Source organism: Paenibacillus sp. A3M_27_13, assembly GCF_024213315.1.
Lineage (GTDB): Bacteria > Bacillota > Bacilli > Paenibacillales > Paenibacillaceae > Paenibacillus > Paenibacillus polymyxa_B.
The window spans coordinates 1-14,225 of record NZ_JANAVE010000006.1; the positions used below are offsets into that span (position 1 = coordinate 1).

The following is a 14,225-nucleotide window of genomic DNA, read 5'->3' on the forward strand; positions in this document are numbered from 1 at the left end:
ACGAGATAAAATATCTCTTGTTTGATTTTGCGAACAAAATCGTTTTACTCACTCGTTGTTCAGTTTTCAAAGATCAATTTTTCATTCGGCTTTTCTTGGGCCGGATAAATAATATATCATGCTTTGGCGCTTCATACAACTTGTAAATAATACCTCATTTGGTGGTTATTTTAATCAACCCTTACATCGCAACCTCTTTTTACGGCTGGATAAATAATATATCATTTAAGTTTGCTGATGACTACATGTAAATCACACCATTTAATAACCAAGTTATTAAAATCCCTTCTATTATTATACTCCTCATATTTCGAATTTGTTTTTTTTCATTATAAGTACCACGACTCTCTGACAGATCTATTACTGAAAAGAAGAAGTAATGCATAAAAGCCCGGGAGCAATCTGAGGCTTTAATATTCCGTATAGTACCTATTGGCAGAGCCAGGAGGCGTAACGATCTTCTGGTCCCTGTCCCATCCTTCGATAATGACGATATGCCAAGTATCCGACTTGTTCTCCCACAAGATATAATTATCCTTTTCAAGAGCCAGCAGCCCCGCCTTTATGTCCTCTATACGCCTCCCCTCCAGTTCCTTCATGGTGGGCATTCTACGGTTACGTTCGATGTCTGGTAACATGTTGATCACCTCTCTGTGACTATTATATGCACAGGCGTTCGTTATTCAAGGCACCCGGCTGTTGTTTACGCCATCGGTCAGGAACTCTTCTGTCCAGGTAGTGAACCAGCTCCAGTTTGTTCCTTCACTGGTGAGTAAATCCAGATCCGGGATAGCCCCATTTTTTCCTTATCTAATTTGCTTGTTCAGTGTACTTATAGTAATCCAACTAAGCTATCTATATTTTAATGACTTCAATGACTAATATTGTATTTATATTATGATTGCATATAAAAAAGAATGACCCTTGAGGTCGAGATGAAAAACATATCAAACCAATGGATTCATCACCGTACCTCAAGACGTCAGAACTCAGAACTTCACCAATATTAAATTTTTAGCGTATTTCGATTCATAATTTCTTGAGCCAAACCACGAATTGTTGGTTGCTCTATAATCACATTCAAAGATATATCGATATTCATCATGGTCTGCAATTGCTGTAACAATTGGACCGCTTGCAGCGAATGACCACCTAACAAAAAGAAATTATCCGTTACCCCCAACGTTTTGATGTCAAGAATGTTCTTCCATATATTTATCAAGGTTTCTTCGATGGGGCTCTCTGGTGCAACAATCAATGGCTCCTTCTTTATATGTTCGTCCATCTTGTGCTGTACATGTAGTGAGTCGGCTGGTTGTTGGGATTCCCATTTCTCCTTGACAATTGAATTTTGTAATTCCACTACTTGCATTTTGGGGTGATTTGCAACTCTTTCAAGAATGTCCAGCCATTGCTTACCCACTTGTTCTACGAAGCTTTTATCATATGCTAGTGAATTGAAAACAAAATGAATCGTTAAATTGTCTCCAGGAATTATATAGAGATTAAGATCGTAATTGGTTTGTTCAAAAATATCAATATTAGATATTCTTAGACTATTTTCTTCTCTCTCCAAATTTTGATCCTCTTGGTTAAGTGGATAGTTCTCAAAAAACATAACATGGTCTAACAGTTCCCTTCTTGGCAAAGCTGAAGCTTGAATCTCATACAAGGGATAATAGTCATGGGAATGTGACATTAGTGCCTGTTGCTGTGTTCTTATTAGCACATCGACCATTTTCTCATGTTGGTCACAACGGATGCGTACTGGGATGGTATTTGCAAATAAGCCTATAATACGTTCTATTCCTTTAATCTGAGCCTGCCTGCCGGATACGACACTTCCAAACACAACATCCCTGCTTCCGCTATAACTTTGCAGGATCATTCCCCACACCGTCTGAAAGATAGAATTAACTGTAATATTCAATTTCTTAGATGTTTTATTAATGAGACCCGTCAAGTGCTCTCCTAATGAGTAAATTACTGACTCCCTGACATACTTATTTGTTATATTTTTATTTTGTGGAAGCTGACTTGGCTGTGCGTAATCCTTCAGAAGGTCTTTCCAGTATGCAGCGGCAATTGTTTTATCCTGCTGCCCCAACCAACGGATATATGTTTTAAAAGGGATTACTGATTGCAGATTAGACTCGCTTTTATTTTTGTAAGCATTGTACACATCAAATAGTTCTTTAGCGACATGTGAGATGCACCAACCATCCATTAAAATATGATGAAAACTCCAAAGAACTTCGTAAGTTTCCTCTCCCGTCCTCCATACAGCAACGCGCATCAACATATCTTTTTCAAGATTAAAGCCTCTTTGACGATCTCTTTCCTGATATTTTTTCAGTAGTTTATCATGCTCATTTACTTCCAAGCCCCGAATATCTGTATATTTGTAATCCATTCTTTTGTTGCGGAAAACAATCTGTATGGGGTCTTTGCCCCATTTGCCGTAAAAATTAGTACGCAAAATAGCATGTCGCGCCAATAAATGATTCCAGCTGTATTCAAAAGCTTCTTCATCCAGTTGTGTATGAAGTGAAAAAGACAATTGCTGAAAATACATTCCGGCATAGGGTTCCAAAAGATTGTGAAATAACATTCCTTGCTGTAATGGTGTAAGAAGATACATATCTTCTATATCACCTTGATCTTGAGTGTACTTTGTCATTTGATCTAACTCATTCAAGGTAACCCCCTGCAATGAAAGATCTGATGGGGTTAATTCTATGCGGTCTCGGTTGATCGTATGGGAAATGATCTCTTGTAGATGAAAATGCAGTTGTGCCGCCAGCCGTTCTATGCTTGATGATTTATATTGTTTCATGCTGTAGCCGATATTAATACTCAGTTTCCCCCCCGATACCAGACCATTTAGACTGATCTTATGCGTTCTTACTAGTGATCGGCTAACATCCGAACCGCAAGAATAGTGTGACAGCTTTATCTTATTGTTCTCAAAATCTTGGTCAAATTGACCTAAATAATTAAAATTAATTTCTGGCTCACATTCCAATGCTTGTCTTTGAGGATTTGTAGATAAATATCTAAGGATACCATAGCCAATTCCCTTTTTAGGCACGCTTCGAAGACTTTCTTTCACCATTTTAATTTGATGAGAAAGATCTTTATCTGGTACCATGTTCAGCAGTACAGGGTATTCGCTGGTGAACCAGCCAATAGTGCGGTTCATATCGATGTCCTCTAGAATCTTTTCCCTACCATGCCCTTCGACGCTAACAAGAGTCTGACAAATTCCGGTCCATGAATATAGAGCCAACGCCAGCGCGGCCAGTAAGATATCATTTAACTCCGTATTGTAGGGACGATTTGAGTGTTTTAGTAACAGCTCCGTCTCTTCTTTGCTTAAGTCCACGGTGACCGAACGGCTATCCCCCATTGTGGAATTATCATAGCAACTATCTGTGGGAATAGGGACAATCGGTGTTTCAGCAATTTGTTTCCAATATACTAGCTCTCTCCCCGCTTCCGGCGAATCTGCATAAGTCAATAATGCTTTTGCCCACTTCTGAAAGGAATCGGTCTTGTCTGGTAAGCTAACGGGATGACCCTGCTGAATTTGTTCATAAGCACCGGTGATATCTTCAAATAAAATTCGCCATGATACACCATCAACCACAAGGTGGTGAACGACTATGAGCAGATGATCCCCATCATCACATTGAAATAAAGCCAGCTTGATCAAGGGACCGTCACTTAGCCTGAAGCTGCCCTGAATATCATTTGCTTTTGCTACGATAATTTCTTCACAGTTGTTTTTTGCACGGAGGTCAACTACCTCTAAGAAATAGTGGGGCCCCTGTTCGACTCTATAGTTCCACGCCTCGAAATTATTATTTTTTGCATGGAATCTCAAACGTAATGCATCATGGTGAGTTACGATGCTGTCAAGCGCACTTCGTAAACTTTTTGCATTCAACCTTTCTTGACTATATAACATGACAGATTGGTTAAAGTGATGCTGATCTGCAAACTCTTGTTTAAAAAACCACTTTTGTATAGGCGTAATTTCCACCTTTCCTTCGACTTCATTTTGATCAGCTACCGATGTAAGCGGAAGCACATGGTCTTTTAACTGGCTTATAGTCGGAAATCTAAAGATATCTTTCATTTCAAGCTTGTATCCGACCTGATGAAGTCTAGAAGAAACCTGAATCGCTTTAATGGAATCGCCCCCAAGATCAAAGAAATGATCTTGAATACCAACCCTGTGAACCCCCAAAATCTCTTGATAAACCTGAGATAGTATGGACTCTAGCGGATGTTCTGGAGCGATGTATTCAGCCACTGTAGATATGTTATTTTCGTCAGGAGCGGGCAGTGCTTTCCGGTCTACCTTACCGTTGAGTGACAGAGGCATCTTTTCCAGCTGAACAAAATAAGTTGGAATCATATACTCAGGAAGCTTTAGAATTAATCTTTCCCTTAAATCAGTCGATGTTAGCTCTCGGCCTGCTACGAAATAGGCACACAATTGTTTTCCATTTTGACCCTCATGCACAGTCACAACTACATTTTGTATAGTGTCGATTGCTGAAAGGTGTGCTTCTATTTCGCCAAGCTCAACACGAAAACCACGTATTTTGACTTGTTGATCGATTCTTCCAAGATACTCAATATTACCGTCTGGCAGCCAGCGCGCCAGATCTCCTGTTCGATAGATGCGGTGTCCATCCAAAAAAGGATGATCTATGAACTTTTCCGCAGTAAGGTCAGGCAAATGAAGATACCCTCTTGATAAACCAGCTCCACTAATACAAAGTTCTCCGGCAACTTGTATCGGCTGTACCTGATCGCGCGGCCCTAAAATATAAACTTGCACATTATCGATCGGCTTTCCTATAGAAATAGGCTGCCCAGCCTGAGAAATCGAAAACATCGTTGAAACGACGCTATTTTCGGTAGGACCATACTCGTTGCATATTTCTACCGATGAATTCATGGATTTCAACTTATGGACAAGTACAGGATTTAACTGCTCTCCGCCGACGACCACATTTTTAAGCGTTGCAAGATCCTGCTTGTTTACAACTTCCAGAACTTGAAACAAAAAGCCAGGGGTACTTTGAATGTGAGAAATCCCCCATTTAACGATTGCCTCTCTAATAGCATGCGTATCAACGCATTCGTTATCATTCAGCATATACACAGTTGCTCCTGAAACAAGCGGCCCCAAGAGGTGTGTTATAAAAGAATCAAAAACAAATGTGCTTGTCATTAGAACATGGTCATTGCTACTAAAATTGTACGATTTTTTCTTCCAAAGAATGGTGTTGGTAATGCTTCTATGCTCAATCATGACTCCTTTGGGTTGACCTGTTGTCCCTGATGTATAAATAACATACGCCAATGAGTTAGGTTCGTTATTAAGTTCCAAATTATCCGCTTGATCATTATAATGTTGTTCATCATCTAAAAATACTTTCGAACCTTTATAGGAAATTTTATTTTCTAATTTACGTTGAAGTAGCAAAATTTGAGAGACTGAATCAGACAGTATGTGACGAGTCCGTTCTTCCGGATATTCAGGATCAATAGGAACATAAGCCGCACCGGATTTTAATACGGCCAGGATTCCTACCACCATTTCAAGTGAGCGCTCTGTCATAATGCCCACAATTTGATTGGCCTGCGCCCCTTTGGCTCTTAATGTATGACCAAGTTGATTCGCCCTTTGGTTTAACTCTCTGTAAGTTAATTTCTTATTTCCTAATACTAATGCAATTTGATTAGGTGTACGCTCCACTTGTTGTTCAAACAGCCGGAAAATCAAATCAGCTTCAGGATAAGAAACTTGTGTATGGTTGAACGTGTTCAAAATCAGTTCTTTTTCCGATTCCGTGGTAAGTTCAATTTCTTCTATATTTAGGCTCGGTCGCTCAGCTACTTGCTCTATCATACGTAAAAAATGAGCTTTGAGCCGTTCCATATTCTCAGAGGCATACACCAGAGCATTGTACTCAAAATGAATCGTCAATTGTTCCGCGGGTACGATAACCACGTTTAAATCATAATTGGTTTGTTCCACCGCGCTCATTGCTGTAATCGAGATTTCATCAGGAGAACTGCTGGTTACCTGCATCTGCTTCTCAACCGGATAATTCTCAAAAATCATAATATGGTTAATTAAGTCCTGTTTCTGACTTGTGTGTGCCTGAATTTCGTATAATGAGTAATAGTCATGCTGATGAGATATCAAGGCTTGCTCCTGCATTCTACATAAAAGATCACTGAAAGTTTCATCGGAACTACATTGAATGCGGACTGGAATCGTATTAATAAATAATCCGACCATATGTTCTATCCCGGGAATATTGGCCTGCCTCCCTGAAACGACACTCCCAAAAACCGCATCGTGATTGTTATTATATTTATGCAGTAGAATCCCCCATAAAGTTTGAAGCAAAACATTTACAGTTGCTCCGTATTGTCTGGCGACTTCATGGATTCGCTGAGATAGTGATGCTCCTAGTTCGCATATTACCTTGTCCGAACGATAGCCCTCAATTTTTATGTTTTTCTTGGGTAAAACCGTTTGCTGGTCATATCTTTCTAAATAATTGCTCCAGTACTGTAAAGACGTTTTGCGATCTTGCTCCTCCAGCCACCGGATATACTCACTGTAAGGTGAGGCTGGGGGGTAATCCGGCTTTTGGTGATCTTGAAAGGCACGATATGTTCCCAAAATCTCTTTCATAATTAAAGGCAAGCTCCATCCATCTATCAAAATATGATGGAAGCTCCATAAAATTTCATAAGCATGATCTTGCACTCGGAAAGTAGCCACTCGCATAAGCGTGTCTGAGGCTAAATCAAAACCTTTTAAACGGTCTTGCTCTCTATAGTTTTTCAAATGAGACCTTTGATCTTCCAAATTTAAATCCCTGAGGTCTTCATAGTAAAATTGAAGCTGCTTTTCCCGGTAAACAATCTGTATTGGCACTGCCAAGAGATTAGTATAAAAATTGGTACGCAGTACAGCATGTCTCTTCAGAAGATCATCCCAGCACTCCTTAAATATCGAAATATTTAGTGGACCTTCCATGGTAAAAGCAGTTTGTTCAAAATAAGCGGTGGATTCAGGCGAGACTTGATTATGGTACAGCATGCCATTCTGTATAGGGGTAAGGGTATAAGTGTTCTCAACCCTCCCGATTTCGCGAGTTTCATTTAGAATGTGTTCTAACTCTTCAAAGGTAAGCCCTTTGATTTGTAAATCACTCGGTGTGATTTCAGGCTCTTTATGCAAGCAATGAGATATGATTTTTTGCAGATTCGCCTTAAAATATCCGGCCAAACTTTCTATCGATTCATCTCGGAAGTAATTGCAGTTATAAAGGAAGGAAAGAGAGAGCTCTCCATCCATAATGTAACCATTCACCATCAAAGCGAAGCCGGAGACGAACTTATTACTTACTTCTTCGCCTCGCGGGTATGGTGATAGCTCAAATTCATTACTCTGAAAATTCCGATCGAATTGCCCAAAATAATTAAAGCTAATTTCTGCATGTAGTTCATTCTGCAACACTTCACTATTGGTTAAATAGCGAATAATACCATAATTGATTCCTTTGTGCGGTATTTGTCGGATATTCTCTTTGATCCGTTTAATATCAGTAGATATCTCATGTTCCGCAGTCATATCCAAAATAACAGGATACATGCTGGTGAACCAGCCTACCGTTCTTGAAATGTTTACTTCAGGAAAAATAGATTCACGACCGTGACCCTCCAGGCTAACAGCAACTCGCTTCATCCCCTTCCAATCACGAAGAGACATCCCCAGTGCAGCTAGTAGCAAATCATCCATTTGCGTATTATATGCACGATGTACACTCTTAAGCAAGAGTTCGGTCTCATGCGCAGTCATCTTCACTGTATATTCCGTATTTTGATTCTGCTTGGAAATGATTTCCGCGTCTTTTGGTAGCAATTCCGTTGCCGTATGATGGATCCCCTGCCAATATTCAAATTCACTTTCTAGATCTGGGCTTTGAGCATACTCTGATATCTTTAACGCCCAGCTCTGGAAAGAATCTGTTTTGGGAGGAAGCTTGATAGTTCGCTTCTTTTCTAATTGACTATACGCGGATGTGAAATCTTCCAGCAGGATTCGCCAAGAAATCCCATCAACAACTAAATGGTGAATAACGATAAGCAAATGGTCCCCATCTTGGCAATGAAATAAGACTAATTTCATTAAAGGACCTTGGCTTAAATTGATGCTACGTTGTACTGCATTGGCCTTCATTTCTACAAGTGCGTCATTTTTATCATAATGTCGATAATCCTCCGTTTCCAATATGTAGGCTGACTCATCCCCTATAGGACGATTCCAGGCCTCATAACCATCGGATGTATAACGAAATAGGATCCGAAGCGCATCATGCTGTTCAGTCAATTTCTGCAACACTTGGTGAAGAAGTTCTTCGTCGAATCCTTTTTTGCGATAAAGCATAAAAGACTGATTAAAATGATCGGGTTCTTTATTGAGTTCAAAGAACCATCTCTGAATTGGCGTTAACTTTACATCTCCGTTGATTTCACACAAATTTGTTTTTACGAGAATAGATTGAATGTGAACGGCTAATTGTTTTATCGTTGGATTTTTGAATAAGTCCCTTATTTCAAACCGATATCCAGCTTCAAACAACCGGGAAGATACCTGAATCGCTTTAATCGAATCTCCTCCAAGATCAAAAAAATGATCTTCGATACCAATGCGTTCAACACCCAGAACATGCTGCCATATAGAAGCAAGCAAGTGCTCCATCGTGTTACGGGGAGCTATATATGTTCTAGCAGAGGCTAGCCCTAGGTCAGGAATAGGAAGCGCCTTACGATCAATTTTACCGTTAGTCGTTAAAGGCATTTTCTCCAGTTTGACAAAATAAGACGGAATCATATATTCAGGCAAAACTTTCGCTAATTCTGACTTCAATACTGCAATTTCAAACTGCTTATTTGCAACGTAGTACGCATATAGTTGATTATCGCCGCGCACGTCTTGCCGAGTAATAACGATAACATCCTGTATGCCTTCGATGTTCGCAAGCCGGTTTTCCACTTCACCAAGTTCAATACGGAATCCTCGTATTTTTACTTGATGATCTATTCTCCCCAAGTACTCAATTTTACCATTAGGCATCCATTTTGCCAGATCACCCGTTTTGTATAACCGCATTTGAGCGTTTAGTGGATGAACGACAAACTTTTGCGCAGTTAGGTCTTCCAAGTTCAAATACCCTCTTGCCAAACCAACTCCAGCTATACACAATTCGCCAGGAATACCAACAGGCTGCAACTGGTTATCACGATTTAAAATGAATGCCTGATGATTCTGTATTGGCTCACCGATACTGACTGCTGCTTGTATCGAATCAAAATTCTGAAATGAGGGAACCGGCCACATAGTTGAACACACGGAGTCCTCGGTCGGACCGTAGGCATTAAAATACTGCACCTTGTTAGCCCACTTTTTGATGAATTCAAGTGAAGTGGACGATCCTGCTGTAATGAGTTTGGTTAAGCTGACGATCCTCTCTGGATTCAGATGTACTGCATAAGACGGAGGTAATGTCACCACTGTTATATTATTTTCTATTAAATAATCTGTGAAACGTTCCGCATCCAAAATCGTATTTTTCCGCGGGATATAAAGGGTCGCACCGCTAAACAGCGCCTGAGAAATTTCCCAGGTACATGCGTCAAAAGAAAAATTAGAGAATTGTACAATTCGGTCATGTTCTGTTATTTGAAGTGTGTTCGTATAGAGAGACTTTAAATTGCATATCCCTCGATGTTCAAGCATAACCCCTTTGGGTTTACCAGTTGTTCCTGAAGTATAAATCACATAGGCAAGATTTGAGGGGAAAACTTCAAATTCGGTATGCAAGTCCTGTTCCATGTAAATTTTCTCTTCATCAAGGTATATAAACTTGCCGTCAAATGTGGCTTTTTCCGTTAATTTATGTGTAGTTAGCAATAGGGAAGCGCCGGAGTCATTCAACATATAGTGAATACGATCCTTGGGTAGCTCCGGGTCGATAGGCAAATAGCCTCCCCCTACCTTAAGAATTGCGAGCATGCCTATAATCATTTCTACGGATCGTTCGGTCATTAGCCCTATAATATCTTCCTTTTTTACTCCTTCTTGATGTAAATAATTTGCAAGTCTGCTGGATCGTTCATCAAGTTCTCGATAAGTCAAATGTGTTTTTTCGCAAACGACTGCAACTTTGTTAGGCACAAGGGATACTTGTTCCGCAAATAATCCGTGAATTGTTTTATTATCCATAAATTCGATTTTCGGTGTATTAAAAGTCTTCCATATTTTTTCCTCTTCATCAGCAGTCAATATATTAATATCTGATAATATAATTTGAACATCCTGCGTGATGGAACGAATAATATTTTGAAAATGAAGTCCCATGCGCTGTATAGTTTCCGGTTTAAAAAGAGAAGTAGCGTATTCTATGCTGAATCGGATCGTTGAAGTCTCGACATTAGCATGAAATGACAAATCAAATTTTGCTACCTTATGCTCTATGGGATATGCGCTTAGGTTCCAACCAGGAATCTGGGCTTCTTGCGAAGACGCCGTTTGTAAAGTAAACATTGTATCAAATAAAGGATTTCTGCTTAAATCCCGTGAGAGTTCCATTTTTTCTACAAGTGTCTCTAAAGGATACTCTTGATTTTCAAATGCAAGTAATACAGTCTCCCTCACTTCTTGCAAAAATTGCATGAATGTTTTGTGACCTGATGGATAGCTTCGGAGGGCTAACGTATTGACAAACATGCCGATTAAATGATCTAGGTCAGTGTGAGTTCTTCCTGCAATAGGTGTTCCTATTGTAATATCTTCTTGGTCTGTGTACTTGTATAAAAAAATGAAATATGAAGTTAAAAGAATCATATACAAAGTTGTTCCGCTTTCAGCTGTTATTTGTCTTAATTTTTCGCTAGTAAAGGGATCTAATGTGAATTCCAGGAGATTTCCTGAAAAGTCCCTGACGTTTGGCCTATTATAATCTGTTGGTAACTCATATGTTTGCATCTCATTACTAAATGTATTTATCCAATATGTTTCCTGTTTTTTCATGCGTTCTTGCTGCACCTTATCTTGCTGCCATACAGCGTAGTCCTTGTATTGAATATGAAGGGCAGGTAGATTTTTCCCTTCAAAAAGAAGGGTTATTTCCTTTAGAATGTTTTCCATTGAAACCCCATCTGAGATGATATGATGCATATCAAACATAAGAAGATGATGCTCAGAAGTTATCTCAATTAAGCCCACTCTCAGTAGTGGGGCCATTTTCAGATCAAATGCACGTATAAAGTTCTGGATCACCTTCTGGCAATCTTCTTCCGTCGATTCGAAATATTCGATTAAAAACTGAACCACCGGGTTTACTCTCTGAACGGGCCCTTCATTTGTATTTACAAAACTTGTTCGTAATGACTCATGACGCTGGATTAGCTTATTCAATGCCTGTTGAAGATCATTTCGATTTAAAGGTCCTTCAACGGAAAATACGGCGGGCATGTTATAACTTAGATCATGATTGGACAATAAACTTAAAGCGTACAAACGTTTCTGTGCCGAAGACAAGGGATAGCTGCTTCTTTCCTCTGCAAGAGGGATAGGTTCAAAATTCCCTTGCTTGTCTGCAATCCAATTTGCGATTTCTTTAATGGTCGGGTATTGGAATATTTGTTTAAGAGATAGATCAACCCCAAAATGTTGGTATATCTTTGTGACCATACTTGAAGCTTTTAATGATTGCCCTCCAAGCTCAAAAAAATTATCTTTTACTCCGATATTCTCAATTCCTAATAATTCTTTCCATATCTGAACTAGTCGCTCTTCGATTACTGTTTCAGGGGCCTGATATTCTGCTCCTGTCCAGATATTATTTTTGGGATGCGGCAACGATTTCAAATCGATTTTTCCATTCAATGTGAGAGGGAAACTTTCCAAACGAATAAAATAAGCTGGAATCATAAAGGCGGGCAATTGAACCCCAAGGGTCGCTCGTAGTTCGCCGATCGTGAAAGGCTGCTCTGTCTCCAGGTATGCGCAAACCTCTTTTTCTTCATGCTCGTTTTCAACGGTAGTCACCAAAGCTTTTTGAATGCCACTTATTTTAAGAAGCTGCGCCTCAATTTCTCCAAGTTCTATCCGGTGACCACGTATTTTAACCTGCTGGTCAATGCGACCCAAAAACTCAAGATTCCCGTTAGGGAGCCACCGAACCAAGTCACCTGTCCGATATAGGCGCTCATTCGAGTTTAATAGGCCGGTAACAAACTTCTCGTTATTCAGTTCAGGACGATTTAAATAACCGTGAGCCAGTCCCTTTCCACCAATCCATAATTCTCCAGGAACACCTAGCGGTTGAAGTTCTCCTTTTTTGCTTAAGACGTATACCTGTGTTTGGCTGATCGGCTTGCCAATTGGAATATGAACATCGGTATCATCAATTTCATTAACTTCATAATATGTCGCGAAGACAGTACTTTCTGTAGGTCCGTATACTTGTATTAATTTATGAGGTCCTAACTCTTTTAGCGCCTTTTTAGTATGCTCCACCGAGGCTCTTTCCCCGCCAAAAAGAACTTTTCGAACATGGACAAAACAATCCACATCTTGGTCTATTAGCATGTTGAACAAAGCGGTCGTAATAAAAACAACTGTAATTTGTTTATCTCTAATTTGGTAGGCAAGTTTTTTTATGTCTAGCAAGGTGTCTTTTCCAATCAGAGTTAGTTTGCTTCCATTTAGTAGCGAACCAAAAATATCAAAGGTTGAGCCATCAAATGCATAGTTGGAGAGCTGAAGTATATGATCTCCCTCTTGAAAATCGATGTAATTCGTACGACTAACTACCCGAATAATATTCTCATGCGTGGTCAATATGCCCTTGGGGGTACCTGTTGTACCGGATGTATAAATGACATAAGCTATATCTTCGGGGGAGTTCACCAATTTCAAATTAGATTGATCCTCCGAATAAGAATCTTTGTCTTCTAAAGCTAATACCTTTCCTTCGAAAGCAATCTTCTCTTTTAAATGCTCCTGAATTAAGATTACGGATATACCAGAATCTTTTAATATATACTGTATGCGATTTTCTGGATAATCAGGATCAAGAGGAACATAAGCTCCACCTGATTTTAAGATAGCAAGGATTCCGATGATCATTTCCGCAGAGCGCTCGACCATTAACCCTACTAAATGACCACTTTGAACTCCGTTATTCCGTAATGTACGGGCTAATCCATTCGCACGCTCGTTAAGCTCCCTGTATGTGAAGGCAACATTTTCGTAAGTAACAGCTACTTTATCTGGTACCGACTTAGCTTGTTGCTCAAACAACTTTTGAACAGTTGCGCTCGCAAGCTCATTTTCATCCGTTCGATTAAACTCAATACACTGTTGCTCTTTTTCCTCTTCTGTCATGATGCCCACTTTGTGAATTCCAAGATTTGGATCATTTATCATTTGGAAAATAATATACTCCAAATGTGCTGTTAGCCGTAGTATGTAATCTTGACTGTACACATCCGGGTTGTAACTGACATTCACATAAATTGATTCTTGTTCCATTTCAAATCCAATTAAAAGATTCACAACAGCATCTTTAATAAAATTCAAGTTATGTAATGCCGAGTAATAGATCATTGTATCCACAATCGGTTTGCCGTTGGTGTGGTATTCAATCTCAAGTTGACCTGTCATATCCTGAAAAGGAATATTTGCGTGTTTCAATACTTCCTTTACCGCACGTTGATTTTGCTTGACAAGCGTTTTAAACGTATTATATTCCTCTACATCAGCTTTTAAGAAGAGGATTTCATTAATAGGACTTAAATCCTCCTGGCTATTGGAGATTACAGGTATACCAACGATAGTTTGACTGTCTTCCGTGTATTTGTACAGCAAGAATTGTACTCCAGTTAGAAGTATAAGAAACTCGACTCCTTTGGATCCTTTGGATAACGCCCCTAATTTTCTTTGAACGTTTTGAGAAAATCGATGTCTGTGTTTGTTCAACTGGGAATTTATAATACCATCTTTGTTAGAGCTCTTATTGTAGGGAAATGAACTTATTCGATCTTCTGAACTTATCATATTTCTCCAAAATAATTTTTCTTTCTCAAATAAAGTATCCAAACGATCACCCCATATA

Annotated in this window: 2 protein-coding genes; both read right to left on the bottom strand. The window is 39.4% G+C overall.

Annotation, left to right across the window (positions count from 1 at the left end):
- Positions 1–410 precede the first annotated feature (410 nt).
- A complete protein-coding gene (locus NLX82_RS19330; RefSeq protein WP_254348785.1) occupies positions 411–638 on the bottom strand; it encodes a hypothetical protein in 228 nt (75 codons plus the stop codon).
- Between the two features lie 368 nt (positions 639–1,006).
- Positions 1,007–14,209 (bottom strand): non-ribosomal peptide synthetase, encoded by a 13,203-nt coding sequence (locus NLX82_RS19335; protein ID WP_254348786.1) that lies wholly within the window; start codon positions 14,207–14,209, stop codon positions 1,007–1,009.
- Positions 14,210–14,225 lie beyond the last annotated feature (16 nt).

What these genes read in the sequence shown, in the direction of transcription:
- NLX82_RS19330 (WP_254348785.1), bottom strand. Translation starts at nt 638, where the DNA reads ATGTTACCAGACATCGAACGTAACCGTAGAATGCCCACCATGAAGGAA.